Origin of the sequence: Chryseobacterium sp. B21-037 (assembly GCF_028570785.1) — a bacterium.
In the GTDB taxonomy this organism is placed as follows: Bacteria; Bacteroidota; Bacteroidia; order Flavobacteriales; family Weeksellaceae; genus Chryseobacterium; species Chryseobacterium proteolyticum.
Window position 1 is genome coordinate 3,814,697 of sequence record NZ_JALGCB010000001.1, and the last position, 24,331, is coordinate 3,839,027.

Sequence of the window (24,331 nt, forward strand, 5' to 3'; positions counted from 1 at the left end):
TACCTCCGGATTTATAAACCAGGTCAAAAACGAAATAATTATACTATGAAAGGAAAATCTATTCTTATTGCATTGGTCTTATTAATAGGGCAGGCAACATCTTTATTACGGGCACAGCTTAATCCTTTGGGGATATGCTATGTGGAGGTTAATAACAGCAATATTCTGAACGCAGGGTCATATACTTTGCAAAACAGTAACAAACAACTTTTTGACGTTGCTATTATCTTCGCGGCCAACATCAATTATGATGTTTCCAAAAGCCGGGCTTATATTTCCAACAATAATAATGTGACAAAAGTATTAAACGATGTCGACACTTATGTAAGGCCTCTACAGCAAAAAGGAATCAAAGTATTATTAGATATCCTGGGGAATCATCAGGGGGCGGGTATCTGTAACTTTCCGACCCGGGAAGCGGCACGTGATTTTGCTTTGCAGATAGCCCACACCGTATATACCTATGGCCTGGATGGAGTTGATCTTGACGACGAATATGCAGATTATGGAAATAACGCTACCGGACAGCCGAATAACAGTTCTTTTGTTATGTTATTACAGGAGTTGAAAGCTGCCATGCCGGATAAATTAATTACATGGTATTACATTGGCCCGGCAACAACAAGGCAAGCTTATAATGGAGATAATGCCGGAAACTATATCAATTACGGATGGAACGCTTATTATGGCACTTATAATGCTCCTTCAATACCTCCTCTTGCCAATTCTAAAATTTCTGCGGCAGCAACCTGGATCCAGAATACTTCTGCTTCTACACTTTCTACTTTAGCAACGAGCACAAAGAATGACGGCTATGGCGTTTTTATGTGGTATGATCTTAAAGGAACCAATGCTGCCAGCTATCTGAGTACGGGATCTAACATTCTCTATAACGAGAACACACAACTTAGTGGCCAGCTGTATACCTGGACACAGGGAGCATCATGTGATCCACCATTAGGACTTGAGGTGACCAATGTTGCAGGAACTTCAGCTAAATTAAACTGGACTTCAAACGGTTCTCAAACCTACAATATAGATTATAAGGCAGCCAATTCAACAACGTGGATTAATTTGGCAATCAATTACTCCGGAAATAATATCAATGTAAACAACCTGGCTTTAAGTACAGATTATGATTGGAGAATTCAGTCCAATTGTTCTTCTACGCTGAAGAGTACATATCTTTTTGCTCCGAGATTTAATTCCGGAAGCGGATGTGAAATTCCGGCAGGCCTTAAGTCGGAAAACTTCCTGGGAACGACAACAAAGCTGTCATGGAATGCCGGAAGTGCAACTTCTTATACCTTACAGTATAAAACAGCTGCCGCTACAACATGGACAACGATTCAGAATATTACAACCAATACATATAATCTGCAAAATTTAACTGAAAATACAAATTACGTTTGGAAAGTACAGGGAGTATGCAGTGCATCTACTGTAAGTGCATATTCTGCAGAGGCTTCATTTAACAGTGGTTTTGCGCCGGTTCAAAGTCCTGGACCAAGATCTCTTTCTTTTAACGGCAGTAGTCATTATCTCAATGCCGGCCAGTTTAATCTAAGTGGGAATGCACTCACTTTTGAAGGATGGGTGAAAGTAAATGCGTTTAAAACTGCTTTCCCTAATATTTCTTCAGTAATTGGGATTGAAGTAGGAGATAATAATTCTGCCATTCTGAGATTTGGGGATGCCGGTCTTACAAACAATAAATTACAATTTATATTAAGTTTCGGCTCATCTCAGATTAAGCTGAACAGCAATACTGGATTGAATACCAACACGTGGTATCATATCGCTGCCACTTATGACGGAACGGCGATGAAAATTTATATTAACGGAACTCTTGATGCAAGTGCTGCAGCCACCGGAAACTTTACAGCCAATGGAATTCTTTATCTGGCAAGAAATTATGATAATTCAAGAACATTGAACGGTTTCCTTGATGAATTCCGGGTGTGGAAAAAAGCATTGACGGCTCAGGAAATTATGAATGACAAATGTAATATAGCTTCTAATAGTGCAGGGCTTGAGGCTAATTGGAAAATGGATGAGGGAAGTGGTAACGGAGCTTTAGACGCGACTTCGAATACACATTTTGCGACTCTTATTAATATGTCAAATGCCAACTGGACAACAGATGTACCTTGCAATATTTCATTATCAACAAAAGACAATGTTCTTGAAAAAGGAAATAATGTCTATCCAAACCCTGTTAAAAAGGGAAATGATATTCATTTTGTAATTAATGATCGTTCTGCTAGTGAAGTATCCCTATATGATCTTTCAGGGAAGTTGATCAAAAAACAGAGTGTAGATAAAGATAAAATAACGATCAATACTAAAGCTTTATCGTCCGGAACATATATTTATAAAGTGGAATCAAAAAATGACCGCATTATATTTTCAGGAAAAATAATAGTGGATTAAGTCTTTAAAAAATTAATAAAATTATACAGTTAGAATTTAAATTTGGAATCTAAGATAGGCAGACAAGTGGCAGGAACATTTAAAAAATGAATTTAGGAATTATTGAATAATAATGATTTTGCTTTCTTGTTTGTCTGTTTTTAGATGATCAGATATATCTACTGGAATTAAAAAATAAGAGAATTATGCAAAATGCATTAGGTATAGACATTGGCGGATCGCATATTACAATGGCTCAGGTAGATCCTGAAAAGCATGAAATTATAGGTTCCACTTATATCAGGGAGCATGTTGACTCATTTGGCGGACGGGAAGATATTTTTTCCGCCTGGGTTTCTGCAATCGGAAAAGCTGTAGTAAATCTGAACAGGGAAGAACTCCTTATAGGCATTGCAATGCCGGGACCTTTTGATTATAAAAACGGAATTTCTCTCATGCAGCAGGGAAAATTTATCGATATCTACCAAATAAATATCAAAGAAGAACTGGCCAGCAGGCTTTCTATATTAAATGAACAGATCCACTTTGTAAATGACGCTGCCGCATTTCTGGAAGGCGAAGTTTTCGGAGGTTGCGTCACTGAATATAACCGTGTATTTGGGATAACGCTGGGAACAGGATTAGGAACAACATTCTACAATGGTGAGACTTCAACAGATGAGGATTTGTGGAATTCTCCTTTTAAAGATTCCTTAGCTGAAGATTATCTTGCCACTCGATGGTTTGTTAAACGATATGCGGAATTAACAGGAAGCGAAATCTCAGGAACCAAAGAATTACTTGATAAGCCTAAAGACATCCAATCCAAGATATTTCAGGAGTATGCAGATTCTTTCTCGGAATTTATTGTCAAATATGTATGGGATTACAGGCCGGAGGTCCTTGTAATAGGAGGAAACATTGCGAAAGCATATCCTTATTTTGAAGAAAGATTTAGTGAGAATTTAGTAAAAAATAATATTAACTTGCCTGTTAAAATTTCGGTTATTTTTGAAGACGCTGCCATCTTAGGTGCTGCAAGCTATGCTTTGAAGAAGACCTTAATCAACTAATAAAATGATATAATGAAGTTTTTATTTTCAACTCTTTTTCTCCTGCTTAATGCGCTGGTTTTTGGTCAGAATCCGTCTCCTGCAGATTATGTAAATCCATTAATGGGAACCCAATCTAAGCCATCATTGTCTAACGGTAATACTTATCCTGCGATAGGGCTTCCATGGGGAATGAATATCTGGACTCCCCAAACAGGTAAAATGGGTGATGGATGGGCTTACACATATGATGCGGATAAGATCAGAGGATTTAAACAAACACATCAGCCCTCTCCATGGATGAATGATTATGGAGCATTTGCAATTATGCCAGGTGTCGGAAAACTCAGGTTTAAAGAAGAAGATCGTGCCAGCTGGTTCAGCCATAAAGCAGAAATTGCAAAACCATATTTTTATAGTGTTTATCTCGCTGATATTAATGTTACTACGGAGTTTACACCCACAGAAAGAGCCGCATTTTTCAAATTTGATTTCCCTAAAACGGATAGTGCTTATGTTGTAATTGACGCGCTGAATAAAGGTTCTTATATCAAAATTCTTCCGAAACAAAGGAAAATCATAGGATACACGACTAAGTATGCCAGAGGAAAATATGAGAGTTTTAAAAACTATTTTATTGTTCAGTTTGATAAAGACTTTGATGTAACGACAACATGGAAAGATGATCGGTTGGTAAATGATCAATTGGAAATTACCAGCGATCACACAGGAGCCATAGTTGGATTTAAGTTAAAAAATAAAGAATCGGTTTATGCAAAGGTAGCTTCATCATTTATCAGTTTCGAACAGGCAGAAATTAACCTTAAAAGGGAAATTGCCGGCCGCAGTTTTGAGCAGGTAAAAGATAATGCGAAAGAGATATGGAACAAGACACTTGGAAAGATTGAAGTAAAGGGAGGAACAGATCAGCAAATGAAAACCTTTTATTCCTCTTTATACAGAACCTTATTTTTCCCACAAAAATTATATGAGATCGATGCTCAGAATAAAGTGAAGCACTGGAGTCCGTACAACAGTAAAATATTGGATGGGAAAATGTTTGCAGGAACCGGTTTTTGGGATACATTTCGTGCATTATACCCATTTCTGAATCTCGTATATCCAAGCATCAACGTAGAGATGCAGGAAGGCCTTGCCAATGCTTACAAAGAAGGAGGTTTTCTGCCAGAGTGGAGCAGTCCCGGCTATTCTGATATTATGATCGGGAACAATTCTGCTTCCGTTGTTGCTGATGCTTACATTAAAGGATTGCGTGGATATGATATTGAAACCTTATGGCAGGCCGTAAAACACGGGGCGAATAATGAAGGTCCTATTGAGGCTGTCGGCCGTAAAGGGGTGGAATATTATAATACCCTGGGATATGTTCCATATGATGTGAAAATTAATGAGAATGCAGCCCGTACTTTAGAATATGCTTACGATGACTTTTCGATTTATCAGTTAGGAAAAGCTTTAGGGAAACCAGCGTCAGAAATTGACATCTACAAAAAAAGAGCCTACAACTATAAGAATATGTTCGATCCTGAAACAGGTCTTATGCGAGGTAAAAATAAAGACGGAAAATTTCAGTCACCTTTTAATCCTTTTAAATGGGGAGATGCCTTTACCGAAGGAAACAGCTGGCATTACACATGGTCGGTTTTCCAGGATATAGATGGTCTTGCAAAGCTGATGGGTGGTAAAAAGAAATTCGAAGCCAAACTGGATGAGGTATTTTCTCTTCCTCCTGTTTTTGATGATAGCTACTATGGAAGTGTGATCCATGAAATAAGGGAAATGCAGATCATGAATATGGGGCAGTATGCCCACGGTAACCAGCCTATACAGCATATGATCTACCTGTATAATTATGCCGGAGCGCCATATAAAACCCAATATTGGGCAAGGCAGGTAATGGATAAACTTTATCAGGCCACACCGGACGGATATTGTGGGGATGAGGATAACGGGCAAACTTCTGCATGGTATGTTTTTTCTGCATTAGGATTTTATCCGGTAACACCCGCTACGGATCAATATGTTTTAGGGGCGCCGTTGTTTAAAGAAGTTACCGTACATCTGGAGAACGGTAAAAATATCGAAATAAAGGCTCCGGAGAATAGCAGTGAGAATCTTTACGTAAAATCTCTGAATGTAAACAATCAGCCTTACTCCAGAAACTGGTTGAGTCACAAAGACCTTCTGCATGGTGCAGTTCTGGATTTCAAGATGAGCAATCAGCCGAATAAAGAAAGAGGATCACAGGAAAAGGACTTTCCTTATTCGATGTCAAAAGAATAAATCATTTTAACAATAAACTTTAATAGCGATAATTATGAGTGCGGAAAAGAAAGAAATATTTGATAAAGTAGAAAAGATGCTAGGAGCTCAGGGCTTTAATCTTGTTGCAAAAGATGATACAAGACCGTGGGGTGGATTTTTTGTGATTGATGAAGCGCAGGCACAGGATTTTGCGAATCAATATTTTGACGGAATAGATGTGGAAAGCCTGAAGATCGGAGGAAAATTAAGCCCGAAAATTCTTCTGGTGGCGCCACAGGCAAGATTGAGCTGGCAGTATCACCACAGGAGAGCAGAAATCTGGCAGGTTGTTGAAGGAACAGTAGGTATAAAAAGAAGTAATACCGATGAAGAAGGTGAACTGCAGGAATACAAGCCAAAGGATCAGGTAAAACTTCAACAGGGAGAAAGACACCGATTGATCGGACTGGATGGCTGGGGTGTTGTAGCCGAGATCTGGCAGCATACGGATGCATCAAATCCATCGGATGAAGATGATATTGTAAGAGTACAGGATGATTTCGGAAGATAATTCCGGTAAGTATAATTGATCTCTGTCCGCCATTTTCCCAGAGAATGGCGGACAGTGTTTTTTAAGATTATTATAATGAAAATAAAGACTATATACTTTTGTATGAGTATGTTGTTCACGATTGTTACGAACGGACAACTACTCTCGTCACCCAATAATCAGTTTAAACTGAACTTTAAAATAGAAGGGGAGGGAACTCCATATTATTCATTAAATTATAAAGATAAAACGGTTTTAAAAGAAAGCCAGTTAGGATTTGTTTTAAAACCCTCTTATTCCTATTTCTCCGATTTTAAAGTAGAGGGGATTGATTACTCATCTTCCAATAAAACCTGGAGGCCGGTTTGGGGACCCAATAAGGAAGTAGCTGATCATTACAATGAAATGCTTGTCCATTTAGTTCAAGATAAAACCGGCTGGAAACTGGATATCAGATTCAGGCTATTTGACGATGGTTTAGGTTTCCGGTATGAGTTTCCTGTCCAAAAGGATTTAAGGCATTTTACCATAAGCAGTGAGAAAACAAGCTTTAATTTAGGAAAAGATTATAAGGCATTTTGGATCCCTGCCGATTATGATACGAATGAGTTTCCGGTTACTACATCAAATCTGTCCGAAATTTCAAAGCTGATCGATGAGGTACGCAAAGAACCTCTGGCAGCAAAAGCACCCAGTGCCAGTCTTGCTGTACAAACACCTTTGATGCTGAAATCAAAAGACGGAATTTATATTAATATTCATGAAGCAGCTCTTATCAATTTTGCTGCAATGACACTCAATCTTGATGAGAAGAATTTTATTCTTTCTTCCAATCTGACACCTGATAAAAACGGAGACAGGGGTTTTGTTCAAACAGGTTCTGTAAGCCCATGGCGAACTTTGATTATCAGCAGTGACGCAAGAGATATTTTGGCTTCCAACCTGATTGTTAATCTTAATGAGCCAAGCAAAATTGAGGATACTTCATGGATCAAGCCGACCAAATACATTGGAGTATGGTGGGAATATTTTATAGGAGGTGGATCTACCTGGGCTTATTCAGACGATCAGGATATCCGGATCGGGCAAACGGATTATAAAACCCTCAAGCCGAATGGCAGACATGGCGCGAATACCAAGCATGTTAAAGAATACATTGATTTTGCTTCAGAAAACGGCTTTGATGCTGTTTTAGTGGAAGGATGGAATGAAGGATGGGAAGATAATCAGGCTTACAGAAAAGAACATATTTATAGCTTTACCAAAGCTTATCCCGATTTTGATGTAAAAGAACTGCAGGCTTATGCCAAAAGCAAAAATGTAAAGATTATCATGCATCACGAAACAACATCATCTGCGGTAGATTATGAAAGACAATTGATGGACGCATTTCAGTTTATGAAAGACAATGGATACGATGCCGTAAAAACCGGATATGTAGGGCCAATTATCCCGCGGAGTGAATATCATGACAGCCAATGGATGGTTAACCATTACAACTACGTTGCTGAAATGGCTGCAAAATATCATATTATGGTAGATTCACATGAAGCAGTGCGGCCAACAGGTCTTTACAGGACTTACCCCAATTGGATTGCTCAGGAATCGGCACGCGGAACAGAATTTGAATCTTTCAATGGCAACCGTCCGGATCATACCACCATATTGCCATTTACAAGGCTAATAGGAGGCCCGATGGACTATACACCAGGGATATTCGAAGGAGATCTTTCGGTTTATGGAACTAATAAAGCGAAGTTGAGTACAACGCTTACCAAGCAATTAGCACTTTATGTTACAATGTACAGCCCGCTTCAGATGGCTGCAGATCTGATTGATAATTACAAAAAATATCCTGATGCTTTTCAGTTTATCAAAGACGTGGCAGTAGATTGGGATTCTTCATATATTCTTGAGGCCGAGCCGGGTGATTATATTACCATTGCAAGGAAAGCTAAAAATAAAGATGAATGGTTTGTAGGAAGTATTACTGATGAAAATCCAAGAGAAGCAACGGTAGATTTGTCATTTCTACCTAAAAACCAAAAATTTGAAGCGGTAATTTATAAAGACGGTAAAAATGCCAGCTGGAAAAACAATCCTAAAAGTTATGAGATCTCCAGACAAATAGTGAGAACCAATACTAAGCTGAAAATCAAAGCGGCTCCCGGTGGGGGATTTGCGATGAGTATAAAGCCGGTAAAATAATAAAGAGTGATTGAAATCCCAAAATTAAGAATTTCAATCACTCTTTTTCTTTTATAGAGAATTATGTATTTCCTCTAAGGTTTTTCCTTTGGTCTCAGGTACTTTTTTCCATACAAACAAGAGTGCTGTGATAGCGATGGCCATGTATAACCAAAATGTAAAAGCATTACCAATAATTCCGACAAGAACCGGAAAAGTTTGGGAAACTAAAAAAACGGCTGACCACAGAAAGAAAGTAGCCACGGACATAGCGGTAGCTCGAGCCTTTGTTGGAAAGATTTCTGCAATAACCACAAATGCAAGAGGACCAAGGGACATGGCAAAACAAGCAATGTATCCAAGGATCGCGATAAGTATCAGATACCCCTTTTGTTCATTAAAAAAGGCAAAACCAATAATAAATAAACAAATAGCCATGCCGGAAATACCAAGAAGCAGTAACTTTTTTCGTCCCCATGTGTCTACATATTTTATGGCTACAAAAGTAAAAAGAACATTGATGATCCCCACGAGAACGGTTTGCATGAATGCAGAGTCTGAGCCGACTCCCGTTGCCTTGAAAATCTCAGGAGCATAATACATAATTGCATTGATGCCGGTAATTTGTGAGAATATAGCAAGGAAGATACCTATAGCCAATGCCCGTTTTAATTTGGGCTCCTTAAGCGCGCTGAAAGAAAGAGATTTTTCCTCTTTTAAAGCCCCCTTGATGGAATCCAGCTCCTGCCGGGCAGTCGTAGGATCATTGATGGTTTTCAGGATTGCTAATGCCTCAGTTTCTCTTTTTTGTCCGGCCAGCCAACGCGGACTCTCAGGAACAGTGAAGAGCAACAGAATAAAGATAACGGCAGGAATAATTCCCGAACCAAACATCCATCGCCATCCTGTCGAAATATTCCAGCTTTCGTTATGAATGCCGGCAATATAGGCATTCACAAAATAGATAACCAGAATACCACTCACGATTCCCAGTTGGAATATGGATATCAGACGTCCTCTTATGGCTGCAGGAGCCATTTCTGAAATATACATCGGCGAGAGCATGGAAGCAATTCCGATACCCATTCCTCCTATTATCCGGAATACTACAAATATCCACAGATTAGGAGCCAGTGATGTTCCTATGGATGAAATAGTAAACAATAAACCCGAAAGCATTAATACTTTTTTACGACCGATACGATCACTTAATGTTCCTGAATACACAGCACCTATGATGCAGCCCAGCAGAGCACATGAAGCTACCCAGCCTGTCATCAGATCGGATAAATGATAATAAGTTCGCATAAAGCCAATTGCTCCGGAGATTACAGCGGTATCATAACCGAATAACAATCCGCCTACTGATGCTACAAGAGTTGCCTTAAGGATTGTAGAATGAAACGTTTGCTGCATAGATGTTTATTTTATAACTTTTTGAGAAATCATCTGAGTACGTATGCTCGCTTTAATAGTCACACATTCTTTTCCTTCACTCTCTCCATATGGGCTTATGGTATACAGTCTTACATGGGCCGGAACGATAAATGTTTCAGCATAATGAATAACATAAGGCTCAAAAAGATGTTCTGGGCTTTCTACAATAATTTCCCTTCCATCAACAAGGTTGAGTACATTTACCACACCTCCGGTATGATGAACTACTTTTTTAGTAAACCAATGTCTTCTTGTTTCAATAAATGATAATGCATCTAAACCTGTACGTTCTTCCCGCCAGCCATCTCCTTCAGCAATAGGTTCTGTAAGGTTTAGTATATTTTCTTTGGTCCATGAAGTTGTTCGATCCCATTGTATAACATTTTTACCATGTGCCAATGATATGGGACGCGGTTTGCCATCCAGTCCCATACGCCCCCAATCCCATAATTTAAAAGTAAAAATATAAGGAGTTGCACTGATTTCCAATACCACAGAATTCGCTCCCGAACAATGTACAGTGCCCGAAGGAATAGATACATGATCATGTTTGCGGACCGGCCATTTTTGTACATACTTCTCTGCGTCAAAAGGAACCTGATCATATTGCGCAGCTTCCAGCTCCTTCATCATAAGCTGAGGGTCAATATTTTCTTTTAACCCCAAATAGACAAAAGCATCTTCTTTAGCATCCAGCATATAGTAACTTTCATCCTGTGTATAGGACATCCCGAACTTTTCTTTGATGTATTCCTTAAGCGGATGTACCTGTAGACTCAGATTACCCCCTTCCATAGTGTCCAGAAAGTCAAAACGGATAGGAAACTCATCCCCGAATCCCTCATATACTTCTTTTCCCAGCAAAGCTTCTGGCTGGAAAAAAACAAGATTGGAAGAAGGTATTTCTACAACCTGGTTTCCGAAACCCAATAAGAGACTATTCTCTTCAGGGACACAATCAAATCCCCAGGCGTAATTCGGAAGACTTCTGTCCAGGTCACATACCTCTTTTAGCCACTGGCCTCCCCATGGGCCGGGATCAAAAAACGGGACAACTCTGAAAGGAGCGCTTAACGTTTGCTGAAATGCATCAAATAAAGAAACAGTACTTATCATTTTAGGTTGATGTGGTATGGTCGTATCCAGAAGAAACTGACACTTATTCAATATTTGTTTCTTATAATGGTCACTAACGCGCCAGTCTACAAAATAAGCATGTTTGTATTGATATGCAAAAGAATCAGTATAGTTGGTTCTGCCCAGATTGCAGGCTGTATCTTTTCGGAAACGCATTTGTATTTCCCATCGAGGCATATCTGCATACATGGAAAGGTCTGCCTCGTCTGCAATTAAAGTGGCACCAGGGCCTATGATCACAGCACAATCCCCGATTTCTGATAGAAGGCTTTTGAGATCTTTAATCTTTTTAAAATCAAAATAATCTTCCAGTTTTAGGGAGGATATATAGCCAAATACAGGATCATCCGTTACATAAGGCTGTATCAATGCTGCAATTTCTTTTTCCGGTTTCATGGCCTGAATGGTATTGATCACCAATTCCGGATTTAGGATCTCTTTCAATGAGCTGATGACCTCTTCCAGATAAACCCCTGGATAGCACTCAATCGCGATAACTCTAGGATTACTTTCTTTTATTTGTTCAGTAATATTCTGCCAACCTGAAAAACAAGAGTGGCCTTTGATTTCAATGACGGGATGTTTATTAAAGTTTGATTTCATCTTGTGCAATGTTTATCAGTCATATTATTTTATTGGTTGTTGATGAGATGGGCTATGCCCAATAGGGCAGCTGTGCCGGAGAATTTTCCTTCAGTAAGATGAACTTTTCCCCAGGGTGTCCATGCGTAAGTTTCAATATAATTCCGTAAATAGGGTATGATAGAAGAACTGCTGGCCATAATCCCGCCGGTAAGCACCAGTATTTCCGGGTCATAAGCATGAATCAGATTAACAGCACATGCAGACCATGCCTGAAGGCTCTGATTCCTGATTTCTAATGCTTTTGTATTTCCTTCTTCAGCCAGAGTAAAGATCATTTCATAATCAACTACCGAAGAAGCTGGCAGATCTTCTGATTTACGCATGTTTGCGAGATTCCATGTTGAAGCTTCCGTTTCTACACAACCTTTATTGCCACAATTACATACATTCCCTTTATAATTGATCACCGAATGTCCTCCAAGAATACCCGCCGTAAAGTGTTTCCCCTTCAATAATTTTCCTTCTATGATGGCCGCACTGCCTATTCCAGTTCCCAGTGTCATGAGAACTGCATTGTCATGATTTTGTGCATTACCATATATCCATTCTCCTACCAACGCACTCCTGGCATCATTCTCTATGAAAAAAGGAAGATTAAACATCTTCTGGCTCCATTCCTCTAAATCGATTTCAGGAGCATCTCCAAATTTCTTATCGATAGAAAGTACTTTTTTCCGGTGGCTGTCTACGATCCCGGGAGAAGCAATACCTAATCCACCCAGATCCGATAAAGAAAGTTGTTGGGGTTTTAATAAATTTTCTACAGCTTCCCGGATATAAGGAAGCCTGGATCTGAGACCATTTGTGGAATAGGCATCAATAGAGGTGGAATCCAGTAAAATGCCATCTTGCACAATGCCGATTTTAATCTTTGTACCTCCCATATCTATGGCAATAACCGGTTTCGACATAACTTTAATTAAGGAATAAGTTTAATTTCAATAACATCCATTCCTGATAAACTAAGTTTTTCGTCAGGTGTTATTGTTTTGCCTGTTTTTACATCAATAAGCTGAGATGGTTTTAGCTTTTCCCAGGCAAATGTTGTTGTCTGTTCCCGCTCGTCTGGATTGTATAGTCTTATAATAAAGCTGTGATCTTCTTGTGGTGTTACACTTGTCACAACAATTTTGTCATTGCCAACTTTGAAAAGACTTCCGCCAACTTTGAATTTTTCATCGACAGAAACGGCAATAAGAGGTTGCGTAAAAGCAGACGCATACTTCTCATTGTCTACTGAATCAAATGATCCATGTGGACGTAGAGCATAGCGGTAATGCACAGGACCTTCCTGATCTGCTTTATAGTTGGTGTGCCAATAGTTGTTCATCGCATAGCTGAACCAATTGGTAGTGCCGGGAGCTCCTTTGTCTTTCCATTTTTTGTGGCTGTTATCAATAACCATTCTTTCGTCGATCATCTCAGTAGCTTCAATAAGGGGTGCTTCTAAAACCATCCATTGCATTCCCTTTTGTCCAAAAGAAGCATCTACCCATCGGCGGCTATACCAATAATCCATGTTGGAACCGGGAAGCTGATCAGTAAGATACCTCATGATACCATAACCTGCATCTACTGTTATATTCTTGAACTCAGCATTGAAGGGAAAACCAAAGTGAACCGATTCTTTGGTACGTATAGGTTTTTTATCCACAATATTTTCCAATCCTACTTCATCACTATCCGCAAACAAAGTAAGAATTCTTTCCAGTTTATTAGCACCTGGTGCTTCTGATATCAGAGAGATTTTGCTCATAACAGGTCCATTCTCTAATACTTTTATCTGCACATTCATGTTGGATTGAGCTTCCTTTGGATCAGAACCAGGAACATACCAATAACTGTTTAACCCTTGGTTGTTAAAAATTCCTACGTAATTAATATTGTTGTTATCGGTAAACTGGGTAATGCTTCCAGTCTTATGATCCCAGGTCACAGCAACCTTTCCATTAGAAATACTATTGTTAGTAACAGAAAAAGGCTTTGCGGAAGATACTTTTGCTTTAATGATAATGTAGTTTGCTGACCCTAGTGGTGGAACATCTTTTGCGATGAATATCATAGTTCCGTCCTGCAGCTTTTGTAAAGGAGCTGTATGACCTGATGCATCCTGGACGGCATTCCCCAATGATGTTCCAGGAATAATTACCGCACCACTTCGTAACCATGATGAGGTGTTGAAAACTGCAATGGTTTTGGATACAGGATTGGTTATAGGCTTTAGTAAATCAGCTTCCAGTTTGTTAGCCAAAGAACTTCCGTCAGTAGAAAACTGCTTTTTTACCTGCCATTGATCTTTAACGAACGGAAGGTCAGGAGCAGTAATACTATTAAAGGCTCCCCAGGTATGCTCATGAAATAAAATGACATTTCTCCATGCTTCATAAAAACTTTGGCTGTTATATTGAGTAGGATTGAGCATTGAGTACAGGGTGGTTAGCTGTTGTAGCTTAAGGCTGCTGTTTCGGTTAATCCCTTCTTCCCTGGCCGTAGACATTGCTCCGTCTTCCCAATGCGGACTGATATCTCCTTTTACTATTGGAAGCTGATCTCCATATTTCTTTTCAAAAACTTCAAACATCTTTTCATTCGTACTGAGAACGATTTTAGGCGAGATATATTTTTTATTCCACTCATCTACAAACTTTGATATTGAAGGATCTATAGGACCATTATCAGAAACAATATTATAACGCCACTGTACCATATCATAAGGATAATTGGTTTTGGTAAGGTCATCAAGATATTCAGCAATCTTTCTTTGCCCGTTTTCAAATACACCACCCGGATGGATGCCGTGCCATGAAGAATAACCTCTTCCGGCTGTCCAGAATAATATTTTTTCTTTACCCGAAGGCGATTGCCACCATACTGGTTTATCTCCCCAGTTTTTTACAAAATTTCCAACCCGGTCTCCAAGATATGGGTTGGTTTTTCCAAGATAATTGGGGCCACTGGAAAAATATTTTACTCCCGATGCAGTAAGTGCAGGAACCAATGACCAGGCAAAGCCGGGAACATCAGACATCATGGCACTGTTGATCTTTAATCCATATTCTTTTTCCAGCTTTTTCCCATATTCCGTGTAATGGTATAATTCTTCGGGCTGGCTAAGTCCCGTTAAAATATTACCATACATTGCTGAAAGACCTATATCTCCTTCTTTTACTGCTTTTACAAATAATTGTTTATCCTGAGGAGTAGCTTTTCGCATAAAGTTTTCTACATCCCATAGTGCTTCGACATTATATTTAAAACGAGCTTCTTCAGGTAAGTTCCGTGTTTTCTCAATCATTTTCAAGGCATCATATATATTTTGAGTATGAATCCTTTCCACTTCAGATTGTAAATGGGAATATCCTACATCCGTATGAGAATGATGTATGAAATATAAGGTGCGGGGAACGATAGCTCCAGCCTCAATAGTTTTACGGAGAAGTTCCTTATTACCGGAGGTAACTGATAACTGAACACTGCCTCCTTCAGGTGCAAGATCTACAGGTAGGTCAAATGTTTTAATACCATCCGGCATAGTAAAGGAGAAGGAATTCTTATTGTTTATTTTAGCCGTAATTTTTTGTTCAGGACCAAAGTGTAATGTAGTAAGGGTAATAAGACGTTTTCCATCTTTTAAAATGAACGGAGTGGAGGAAGCATCCATTTTCTCCTGGAAGGTAAATTTGTATGTCATGAACCAGTCCCTGCTATCCTGAGCTTGTCCTACAAGTTTCAGACGTAAAGGTTTTCCCGGAGTTACTTTATTGGCAGGAACTCTGAGATACGCAATACCATAAGAATCTTTTAAGCCGTCCATTTTAGTCTGGTTGAATACAAATGCAGTACTGTCTGCTGCTTTGGAAATCCAGTCCGGATGCTTATTTCCGGGATAAGTAGTGAGAGTCAGTGCTTTTTGATCGTTGATGTACAAGTCAAAATGGCGAATACCCCCACTGCTTCCCGAAGAATGGGAGACCAGCCAGTTAAAATATACATATTGCTTATTGCCTTTTTGTGGCACAGGAGCAGTTTCCCACTCAATTGCTTTTGCGCCATCCGTTGTGCGCGTAAGCAAAGCTCTCGTTGCATGATCCGGAAATGCAGAGAAATAATCAATATTCTCACCACTTATTTCCTTTTCATAACCGTTGGTAGACTGTATGTTACCAAAATAAGGAACTTTTTTTTGACTATAAACAAAATTGCCTGTCATCAGGAAGGACATCAGCAAAAGAAAATACTTGTACATGGACTTCATTTTTGGTTATATGTTAGAATGTTTGAACATATTAATGTCTAAAAAAATAAAACCTGCTAAGAAGATTTATTAATATCTATCGTATAGGTAAACTTATCAGAACGGTAGTATCCCACATTATATTCTACCGGCTTTCCATTGATATCATACACGAAACGCTCTCGTTTCAGAACCGGAAAAGCAGCCGGTACTTTTAGTTTCTTTCCTATCACGGCACCAGCCTGGCAGGCGCTTATATTTTCACGGGACCGGTGTACTATGACTCCATGATTCTCCTGCAACATGCTATACAATGGCATATCAAAATCATCATTTTTATCAAGGCCTATTCTTGGATGAAAATAGCTTTCAAAATAGACAATCGGATCACCGGAATTTTCTCCTTTTAATTTAGAAAGCTTAAATATTTTTTTATCTGGTGAACTGTTAAAAAAATGGCAGATTTCTTCATTAGGCTGTACTGTTTCTGTTTTTAACAATTGGTTAATTACATGAATACCTTTCTCCTGCATTTCTCTTGTAAAACTATACCAATGATCCAATCCTGTTGTAAGGCTTTTATTTTCAGCCACACGTGTTCCGACCCCTTTTTTCCGTACAATAAGACCTTCATGTTCCAGTTTATTGGTTGCCTGTCGGATGGTGTTCCGGGAAACTCCCCAAAGATTAGCCAGATCAACTTCCTTAGGTAACAGAGCTCCTTTTTTATAAACTTCCATCTTGATAAGTTTACGGAAAAGTTCTTCTACCTGTACATGCAGAGGGAGTTTACTATGATGATCTATCGTGAAATCTTTGGTTGGTATGTTCATACATATTAGAAAGTGTAAATATATAAAATTTTTAATGTAAATAGATTTTTTAAGTATTTTTTTGTTCTTTGTTTGTAAAATGGCAAAATCGGAGATTTGCAAAATTGTCATTTAATGCCTTAGCTCACCTTTGTCAACGGAGAAGGAACCACATTTTAATCTTGAAAAAATGTCCGTACCGATAAAATTTTATTCCAAAATAAAGGCAGCATTTGGATTAATGCTGCCTATTATATTTAAAAACTTATCGGTATTTTTAGAATGTCACATCCAGACCTACATAAAAATTAGCTTTCATAATAGGAGCGTAGAGCATTCCACCATCAAAATAATTCCCGAAAGGATTTTTAAAATCGATGATCGCATTCTTCTGATAGTAAGAGGTTAAGTTTTCGCCTCCAACATAGGCTCTCAGTTTTTTATTGAAATTTCTAGAAATCTGTGCATTCAAAATAGTATAAGATTCGGAATAACCGGGTAATTGAAACTCGGTTGGATTGCCCGATGTGTCCGGTAGTCTTTGCTTTCCAACCCAATTCAGAGTCGTATCAAAACTCCAGAAGCCACCCTTATCACTTTTGTTCGTAGAATAAGCAAGATTTACAAATCCGCGATTTTTAGCCATAAAAGGAATTTCCCTTCTTCCGTCAAGATAATCTGCCTGAACGTCATAATATTTGTAGGCAGCTTTTACTTCAAAGTTTTTAATCGGAATAAAATCCCACTGTATCTGCAAACTATTGGCAAAAGATTTTCCTTCCAAATTATAGAATACAAGCTGCTGTGGAGATCGGTCAAGGTCAACCATCACCTGATTCTGAAAATCTGTTCTGAAAAAGTCGGCAACGATGGAAGATTTTCTTCCGAAAATTTTAAACTCCTGCTGTAAACTTGCTCCATAATTCCATGCAATTTCAGGTTTTAATCCGTAAATATCTCCGCCATTTTGTATAATTTGAATCGTTCTGTTCGATGCAAAGTACTGTTGATTTTCCGCAAAAACCGAAGCCGTTCTAAAACCTCTTCCTGCTGACAACCTTAAAATGGTTTGTGGAGTGAAATCATATTTAAAGTTCATCCTTGGTGTAAACTGTGTTCCAGCCAGGTTGTGGAAGTCTACTCTTGCTCCGGCTACCAAAGTATATTTTAATCCTGTTAAGGTATATTCGGCAAAAGCTCCAGGTACGATTTCATTTCTTTTGTATGGAGTTGTAAGATAGGTTTCATCATAACCGTCATACATAAAACTGGCTCCGGCTTTATATTTGTGATTCGTATTCCCGATAATACTCTCAAAAATTAAATTGGAATAAAAAGTATTCTGTTTACCTGAATAATTTCTCAACCCGAAAAAGCTATCCTGCTGATGGTATACATACTGATTCATCCAGCCTATACTTTGATAAGGTTTACCTTTAAAAACATATCCGGTCTTGTTCCATACCTGAAATCTCGAAATATCAATTCCAACCCCGTACGGGCTTTGCTTATCCTGAGACAGCCTTTTATCAAAATCGGTCTGGCCTGCTGTTCTGTTATCCTTCACGAAATTAATTCCGAAGTGAGATCCAAAACCGGATTTTTCCAGGTCATTATAATTAAGCAAATATGCTGCATTGATTTGTGTCCCTTTCGGACGGTCAAGAAATCCGTCATTATTCATATCCGTATTTCCGAAAGTTCCATTTCCATGTAATAAGAAAGTCTGAGACCATTTCTCATTAATAGGAGATACACTCGTTATATTTGCCTCTGCTCTCCCGTTGAAATCAGAAAAAAGATTGAGTGATGTTTCCGGAGTCTTGGCATTTTTTAGAAGTTCGGTATTGATTTGCCCGGTAATACTTTCATACCCATTGGTTACCGTACTTCCTCCTTTTGTAAGTTGGATGCTTTCGATCCATCTGCCGGGAATAAAATTCAGCCCATAAGCGGAAGCCAAACCTCTGATCTCCGGTAAAAGTTCCTTGGTTAGGCTGGTGTATTTCTGATCAAGACCCAGCATTTTAAGCTGTTTCGTGCCTGTTACAGCATTACTGAAGGAAACATCTACAGTAGCATTTGTTTCAAAACTTTCCGAGAGATTACAACAGGCTGCTTTCAACAATTCCTTTTTGTCAATATTAAAAACTAGGCCTGCTTCGTTTTTGCTTAATGAAGTTGAAGCTTTCGACGCGGATAATTTTACTTCCTCAATCTTTTTTTCATGATGATCGTGGTTCTCGTTTTCCGCAGATACATTATTGTTACCGGACATTGTTTTTTCATCTTCTTCAAAATGAACGTTAGGTCCTTTTTCTCCCAACGCTACAGTTCTGTCGTAAAGGCAACATGAGGGAAGATTGTTATAAACGTTCTCTGTTGAAGTATACTTTTCGTTGTCATGCCCAACATCAGCAATCTTTTTTAAAATTTTATCTGCAGAAGTTTTGTTGCTGTCAAAGTTTAAAACAACAGTTTGTTTCTCAGCGCTCCAATTTGCAGAAGTAGCACCGGCATCTTTTGCTGCTTTTTCAATTCTTGCTTTACATGATGCACAATTTCCTTTGACATAAAATTCATTGTCAGCTTTGGATTTTTGTACTACCGTGCTTGTACTTGCATTGGACGGTTGAAGAGTTCTCTCGTAATGACAGCAGTCAGGAAGACTTTGATACACTTCATCAGTAGCTTTGAATTTCTCATTGTCGTGTCCCGCTTCAGCTACCTTTTTAAGAATGTCATCCGGAGAAACATTTCCTTCTGTTTCTAATGTTAAAGTTTGAGAATCTATAGAATATCTTGCCGCTTTTGCCCCTGCTTTTTTTGCTGAGGTTTCTATTCTTTCTTTACACATTTCACAGTTTCCTTTTACCTGAAACTGGCTTTTAAGATTTTGGGCAAATATAAAGGGTGCAGATAATAAGCATAATCCAAGAATTATCCTGGAAATAAATAATTTCATTTTGTTTAAAATTTAGATTAATTAAAAAATAGTCCATTAGCGCTCTAATGAACCTGCTGTATTTTTAATTAAGCTAGCTTTGGCGGTTCCCAAATCTCTTTTAAACGATCCGAAAGATGAGGATCACAATATTGGAAAAGTAATTTTTTATTGGCTTTATAGTATGATAATTCCAATAGAAAACCTTTGGAAAAAGGAGTTTCTATATATGAAAAACAAGCCACACATGTTGAACAGCAATCATCGTTGCAAGATGATTTTGATTTTTCGTGTTCTTTAGATGATTTTGATTGATGGTTCTTACAGCAGTCGTCTTTTTTAGCGTCCGCCTTACAGCAGGTCTGCTGGGTTGACATCATATAGAAGTTATCTTTAGGAATCAAGAAAATTCCTAAGCAGAAGATAAGGGTTATGATCTGAAATAACTTCACGATGGCAAAATTACAAAAATTATGGTAATGGATCACCTACTTTTACAGAACAATTGTGAAAAGGCTCTCCGTGAGCGGGGTTTAATTTCGGTTTCTCACCAGTTGCCAGACTTTGTTCAGGAGCTGAAACGGGAGTGTTTTGTACAGCATTTTGAACAGGCTGTGGAAGCGGTTTACTATTGAGAGGTTGTCCTACAGGAATATCACAGCGATGTCCCGGTTGTCCGTGAGGTGGATTCATGCCCGGAGCAGTTTTTACCGCCTTTCCTGTTTTATTATCCACCGTAAATTTTCCTGGTTTTAGTGAATTGGGATCGATTTGTATCGTTTGAGATCCATTATTATTTACCACAACATTTTGAGTGGTCTGGGCCTGAGCCGGTTTGCTGTTTAATGGCTGTCCTACAGGGATATCACAACGGTGTCCCGGTTGTCCGTGGGGTGGATTCATTCCCGGAGCGGTAACAGGTGGAGCTGAATTTACAGGTTGCACATTGCTCTTTATGCCTGCCTGATCTAAAATAGAAGCTTTTGGAGTATTATTAACAGCTAATGCAGGCTGCTGAATGGATGCCTCTTCTTTAATGTAAGTTGCTCTTTCATCTTTTTTACAGGAAACAGTAAGCAGAGAAAAAGCAGCAAGACCTAAAAATATATTTTTCATATCCTATCGTATAAAACAAAATTAGCAAAACATTTTCAATTGTTTTGCTAATTTTATATTTATAATCTTCTTTTGGAATTAATTCTTAACTAAAAGTCTGAATCCTTCTCCGTGAACATTGATGATTTCCAGTCCTTCATCATCTTTTAAGAGCTTACGAAGTTTTGCGATATAAACATCCATACTTCTTGCAGTAAAATAGTTTTCCTTTTTCCAGATCTTTCTCAATGCAAGGTCTCTTGGCATAAAATCATTTCTGTGGATACAAAGAAGCTTAAGCAATTCATTTTCCTTCGGAGAAAGTTTGTATTCTTTGTCACCTACTCTTAATTGTCTCAGCATGGAATCAAAGAAAATATTGCTGATCTTAAACTGTTCCTGTTCTTCATTTTCCAGGGTTGAGCTTCTCTGAAGAATTGCCTTAATCTTGTATAAAAGTAATTCCGTATCAAATGGTTTTGTAATATAATCATCTGCCCCCAACTGATATCCTTTCAGGATGTCTTCCCTCATATTTCTTGCTGTAAGGAAAATGATAGGAGTATTTTTATCTATTTTTTTTACATCTTCTGCCAATGAAAACCCGTCTTTCTTAGGCATCATCACGTCGAAAATACAAATGTCAAATTCATTTTCTGTGAATTCTTTGAGCCCCTGCTCTCCATCTGTTGCAAGAGTTACTTCAAAATTATTGATGGTTAAATAATCTTTCAAAACAGCTCCGAAACTCTGATCGTCTTCTACTAATAATATTCTGTTGCTCATAATTTTAAAAATTAAAAATTAATAATAAGAATGAACTTCCTCACTCTCTCTTCTTTTATATTTGTTATTTGGTTTATCTTTTATTGCTTCCTGTCTATTCTTCTATGTCATGGGAAGTTTTATCGTGAACACACTTCCTTCTCCCTTATGTGATTCCACGATAATCTGGCCCTTATGAAGTTCTACAATTTTTTTAACGTACGAAAGCCCTAATCCCTGACCTTTTACATTATGGATATTTCCCGTTTCTTCTCTAAAGAATTTTTCAAAGATTTTAGTTTTATTCTGTGTTTCCATACCCATTCCTTTATCGGAAATTTCAATCACATAGAAGTTGCCTTCATTTTTTGTTTTGATTTTGATATCCGGTGTATCAGGAGAATATTTGTTGGCGTTATCCAGTAAATTCACCAGCATATTGGAAATATGGAACTCATCGATCTTAAAAGTATATCTGTCAGCAGTAAACTCTTCCGTCAGTGAACCGTTTCTCTGTGCTACAATAAGATTAAATGATTCTGTCGTTTTTTTGATCAGTTCTCTTACATTGGTTTCTTTGAGGAACAGATTAACTTCATTTCTTTCAAGCTTCGACATATTAAGGACATTCTCCACCTGTTTTTTCATCCGAAGATTTTCCTGCTTGATCAGGTTGGAATAATATCTTACCTTTTCCGGATTAGTGGCAATTTTGTCATTCGCCAGAGAATCCGTAGCAACGGAAATAGTAGCTAAAGGAGTTTTGAACTCATGCGACATATTATTGATGAAATCCGTTTTTATTTCTGCCAGTTTCTTTTGTCTCATCATATAGTTGATGGAGATGATGTAGATTCCCAATATCGTAAGCAAAGAAAGGAAGGTTCCCAAAAGCATCGGCCAGTTATTCATGGCTAAGGAATATTCTTTTTTAGGGAAAACCAATGCCAGGCTGTATAAAGTACGGTCCTTTTTGTCTGTAAAAAGGGGATAGCTATATGTATTATTATCCTTTTTCTCTTTATATACTTTGTTAAAAACACTTGTGAGTTTATTGTTTTTATCAGTAACCCCGAAACCAAACTTTGCGGTAATGCCTTTCATTTTCAGTTCTTTGGCAAGAACAGAATCCAGAATAGCATCATCCACTCTTTTAGTAATCGGAAGGTTATTTCCATATACTTTGGCAAACTCCTTCATAGAGTAATCTCCGCTTTCTATATCCTGATTAATGTCAGCCGTAAGGAGTTCCCGGTTGGTGGTATCTCTTTTCAGTTTGTAAGCGGCTTCGTCCGTATATAAGGTTGTCAGCTTTAATGAATCTCCTTTCTGAGAAATGGGAAGCTGTGTTTTTTCAATGATATTTTTAGAATAAATAATCTGCCTCTGAGCCCCAGAATCCTCTACCTGCTGGATCGTAGTTAAAGAAGGTTGATTATTATTGGAAATGACATTTTTTCTGAAATTTTTAAAATCTTCATTCAGGTACTTTTCCACTTCAATTTCAGAGATATTTTTTGCTGTATTTTCTAAAGCCGCATAGACTTTATTCGAAAAATCTTGTTCTAAAGCATTATAATATCCTTTCAACCAATAAAATTGGAGTGTAACAAAGACAATCAATGATATTGTCATAAACACTGAAATTATTGGGATGAATTTATTATTCATTAGCTTGTTTTAGGTTGTTCGGAATGATGAATGTTAAAATTAATTGTTTTCAGACTTGATAAACAAAAAACGAGCCAAAAAATTGTATTTTTTTTCTTAAAACCATGTTTTTTAACAATTTTTTTATAAATCAAAAATAACTTGTCTTATGAAAAGCCTCACCTACAAATAAAGAAGTAAGTTTGTTAAAAATAATTACGTATGGAATCAAATATCATTTTTAACAAAGATTTTGACGCAAACAGCATTTATGTAATGATTATTTACAAAGCTGATGTTTCAAAAGTGTGGGATTATTTTACCAAATCCGAATTATTAGACCAATGGTGGGCTCCAAAACCCTGGAAATGTGAAACGGTAAAAATGGATTTTAAAGAGAATGGAATCTGGCATTATGCAATGATAGGTCCCGAAGGGGAAAAAATGTATGGACAGCTTAAATATGGGGAAATTATGGAACACAGAAGCTTCGATGGGATAGATGCTTTTTGTGATGAAAACGGAAATATTAATAATGATTTTCCGCAAGCCCAATGGCTGATCGGATTCACTGGAATTGAAGAGGGAACGAAAGTAACAATCAACATCCATTTCGAATCCCAGGAGGCTTTAAAGAAACATCTTGAAATGGGCTTTGAAGAAGGATTTAAAATGGGCTTGAGTCAACTTCACGAAGTTTTGGCCGTTCATTAATATTGAATGACATATGTTCAACAATTAAGAAATTATATTAAAAACGAAAATGTGGCAGTTTAAAATGATTAACTGCCACATTTCAATTTTAAAGAAGCTCCTCATCCTGAAAATATTGGATGATGGCCTTTTTCATTAATAAGGTTTGCTCATTAGCCCTAAGTTCAGGAAGGTCCTCTAATTTGTCAAATTGGGGCCATCCATCTTCATAATGCGTAAACTTATAGTAGCCAAAGGGCTCCAGTAATCTGCAAACTGCAATATGAAGAATATTGAGTTTGTCATCTTTTGAATATTTTTGATGACCACTTCCAAGTTCCTGAAGTCCAATCAGAAACAATAAAGTTTCAATGGGAGGATTTTTTTCAGTCTGAAAGTTATCTTCAAAAAACTGTTCTATTTTTTTCCAGTATTCAGATTCGTTAATCATAA

Annotated in this window: 17 protein-coding genes; 6 read left to right on the forward strand and 11 right to left on the reverse strand. The window is 37.9% G+C overall.

From position 1 onward, the window contains the following. Positions 1-45: 45 nt before the first annotated feature. The 5 genes from MTQ00_RS17090 to MTQ00_RS17110 all read left to right on the forward strand — a co-directional run bounded on the left by MTQ00_RS17090 (position 46) and on the right by MTQ00_RS17110 (position 8,487). Positions 46-2,433, forward strand: coding sequence for an endo-beta-N-acetylglucosaminidase H (locus MTQ00_RS17090; RefSeq protein ID WP_273650417.1), 2,388 nt, complete (start codon positions 46-48; stop codon positions 2,431-2,433). Positions 2,434-2,618: 185 nt separating this feature from the next. Continuing rightward, positions 2,619-3,485, forward strand: a complete 867-nt coding sequence (locus tag MTQ00_RS17095; RefSeq protein WP_273650418.1) for an ROK family protein — start codon at positions 2,619-2,621, stop codon at positions 3,483-3,485. Between the two features lie 12 nt (positions 3,486-3,497). Further along, positions 3,498-5,768 (forward strand): GH92 family glycosyl hydrolase, encoded by a 2,271-nt coding sequence (locus MTQ00_RS17100; protein ID WP_273650419.1) that lies wholly within the window; start codon positions 3,498-3,500, stop codon positions 5,766-5,768. A gap of 34 nt (positions 5,769-5,802) precedes the next feature. Continuing rightward, entirely contained in the window at positions 5,803-6,300 is a 498-nt protein-coding gene (locus MTQ00_RS17105; RefSeq protein ID WP_273650420.1) for a phosphoheptose isomerase, read from the forward strand. 75 nt (positions 6,301-6,375) lie between these two features. After that, positions 6,376-8,487 carry a glycoside hydrolase family 97 protein gene (locus MTQ00_RS17110; protein ID WP_373428013.1) on the forward strand — a complete coding sequence of 704 codons (2,112 nt, stop codon included), beginning with the start codon at positions 6,376-6,378 and terminating at the stop codon, positions 8,485-8,487. A 51-nt stretch (positions 8,488-8,538) separates the two neighbouring features. On the opposite strand, the gene MTQ00_RS17115 is transcribed toward MTQ00_RS17110, so the two are convergent. From MTQ00_RS17115 to MTQ00_RS17160, 10 genes are all read right to left on the reverse strand, one after another. Continuing rightward, positions 8,539-9,882 (reverse strand): sugar porter family MFS transporter, encoded by a 1,344-nt coding sequence (locus MTQ00_RS17115; RefSeq protein WP_273650422.1) that lies wholly within the window; start codon positions 9,880-9,882, stop codon positions 8,539-8,541. Positions 9,883-9,888: 6 nt separating this feature from the next. Next, positions 9,889-11,643: a class I mannose-6-phosphate isomerase gene (locus tag MTQ00_RS17120; protein WP_273650423.1), complete on the reverse strand. Its 1,755-nt coding sequence runs from the start codon at positions 11,641-11,643 to the stop codon at positions 9,889-9,891. Positions 11,644-11,672: 29 nt separating this feature from the next. Continuing rightward, entirely contained in the window at positions 11,673-12,596 is a 924-nt protein-coding gene (locus MTQ00_RS17125) for an ROK family protein (protein WP_273650424.1), read from the reverse strand. Between the two features lie 8 nt (positions 12,597-12,604). Further along, positions 12,605-15,931, reverse strand: coding sequence for a glycoside hydrolase family 38 C-terminal domain-containing protein (locus MTQ00_RS17130; RefSeq protein WP_273650425.1), 3,327 nt, complete (start codon positions 15,929-15,931; stop codon positions 12,605-12,607). Between the two features lie 65 nt (positions 15,932-15,996). Next, entirely contained in the window at positions 15,997-16,752 is a 756-nt protein-coding gene (locus MTQ00_RS17135; protein ID WP_172282165.1) for a GntR family transcriptional regulator, read from the reverse strand. Positions 16,753-17,008: 256 nt separating this feature from the next. Further along, positions 17,009-19,696, reverse strand: a complete 2,688-nt coding sequence (locus tag MTQ00_RS17140) for a TonB-dependent receptor domain-containing protein (protein WP_273650426.1) — start codon at positions 19,694-19,696, stop codon at positions 17,009-17,011. Between the two features lie 68 nt (positions 19,697-19,764). Continuing rightward, positions 19,765-20,055: a hypothetical protein gene (locus MTQ00_RS17145; protein ID WP_228457014.1), complete on the reverse strand. Its 291-nt coding sequence runs from the start codon at positions 20,053-20,055 to the stop codon at positions 19,765-19,767. A gap of 91 nt (positions 20,056-20,146) precedes the next feature. Continuing rightward, positions 20,147-20,791 carry a hypothetical protein gene (locus tag MTQ00_RS17150; RefSeq protein WP_273650427.1) on the reverse strand — a complete coding sequence of 215 codons (645 nt, stop codon included), beginning with the start codon at positions 20,789-20,791 and terminating at the stop codon, positions 20,147-20,149. Positions 20,792-20,869: 78 nt separating this feature from the next. Then, positions 20,870-21,556, reverse strand: coding sequence for a response regulator transcription factor (locus MTQ00_RS17155; protein ID WP_007842513.1), 687 nt, complete (start codon positions 21,554-21,556; stop codon positions 20,870-20,872). 102 nt (positions 21,557-21,658) lie between these two features. Further along, a complete protein-coding gene (locus MTQ00_RS17160) occupies positions 21,659-23,206 on the reverse strand; it encodes a sensor histidine kinase (protein WP_172282173.1) in 1,548 nt (515 codons plus the stop codon). Positions 23,207-23,407: 201 nt separating this feature from the next. Between MTQ00_RS17160 and MTQ00_RS17165 the strand changes: the two genes are divergently transcribed. Beyond that, on the forward strand, positions 23,408-23,899 hold the full coding sequence (locus MTQ00_RS17165) for an SRPBCC family protein (protein ID WP_172282175.1): 492 nt from the start codon (positions 23,408-23,410) through the stop codon (positions 23,897-23,899). Positions 23,900-23,987: 88 nt separating this feature from the next. Here the strand turns inward: MTQ00_RS17165 and MTQ00_RS17170 are convergent, their stop codons facing one another. Continuing rightward, positions 23,988-24,329, reverse strand: a complete 342-nt coding sequence (locus MTQ00_RS17170; protein WP_172282177.1) for a hypothetical protein — start codon at positions 24,327-24,329, stop codon at positions 23,988-23,990. Positions 24,330-24,331 lie beyond the last annotated feature (2 nt).

Bases quoted from the DNA above. Each gene is read 5' to 3' on its own strand.
- MTQ00_RS17090 (WP_273650417.1), top strand. From the start codon at position 46: ATGAAAGGAAAATCTATTCTTATTGCATTGGTCTTATTAATAGGGCAG.
- MTQ00_RS17095 (WP_273650418.1), top strand. From the start codon at position 2,619: ATGCAAAATGCATTAGGTATAGACATTGGCGGATCGCATATTACAATG.
- MTQ00_RS17100 (WP_273650419.1), top strand. From the start codon at position 3,498: ATGAAGTTTTTATTTTCAACTCTTTTTCTCCTGCTTAATGCGCTGGTT.
- MTQ00_RS17105 (WP_273650420.1), top strand. From the start codon at position 5,803: ATGAGTGCGGAAAAGAAAGAAATATTTGATAAAGTAGAAAAGATGCTA.
- MTQ00_RS17110 (WP_373428013.1), top strand. From the start codon at position 6,376: ATGAAAATAAAGACTATATACTTTTGTATGAGTATGTTGTTCACGATT.
- MTQ00_RS17115 (WP_273650422.1), bottom strand. From the start codon at position 9,882: ATGCAGCAAACGTTTCATTCTACAATCCTTAAGGCAACTCTTGTAGCA.
- MTQ00_RS17120 (WP_273650423.1), bottom strand. From the start codon at position 11,643: ATGAAATCAAACTTTAATAAACATCCCGTCATTGAAATCAAAGGCCAC.
- MTQ00_RS17125 (WP_273650424.1), bottom strand. From the start codon at position 12,596: ATGTCGAAACCGGTTATTGCCATAGATATGGGAGGTACAAAGATTAAA.
- MTQ00_RS17130 (WP_273650425.1), bottom strand. From the start codon at position 15,931: ATGTACAAGTATTTTCTTTTGCTGATGTCCTTCCTGATGACAGGCAAT.
- MTQ00_RS17135 (WP_172282165.1), bottom strand. From the start codon at position 16,752: ATGAACATACCAACCAAAGATTTCACGATAGATCATCATAGTAAACTC.
- MTQ00_RS17140 (WP_273650426.1), bottom strand. From the start codon at position 19,696: ATGAAATTATTTATTTCCAGGATAATTCTTGGATTATGCTTATTATCT.
- MTQ00_RS17145 (WP_228457014.1), bottom strand. From the start codon at position 20,055: ATGATGTCAACCCAGCAGACCTGCTGTAAGGCGGACGCTAAAAAAGAC.
- MTQ00_RS17150 (WP_273650427.1), bottom strand. From the start codon at position 20,791: ATGAAAAATATATTTTTAGGTCTTGCTGCTTTTTCTCTGCTTACTGTT.
- MTQ00_RS17155 (WP_007842513.1), bottom strand. From the start codon at position 21,556: ATGAGCAACAGAATATTATTAGTAGAAGACGATCAGAGTTTCGGAGCT.
- MTQ00_RS17160 (WP_172282173.1), bottom strand. From the start codon at position 23,206: ATGAATAATAAATTCATCCCAATAATTTCAGTGTTTATGACAATATCA.
- MTQ00_RS17165 (WP_172282175.1), top strand. From the start codon at position 23,408: ATGGAATCAAATATCATTTTTAACAAAGATTTTGACGCAAACAGCATT.
- MTQ00_RS17170 (WP_172282177.1), bottom strand. From the start codon at position 24,329: ATGATTAACGAATCTGAATACTGGAAAAAAATAGAACAGTTTTTTGAA.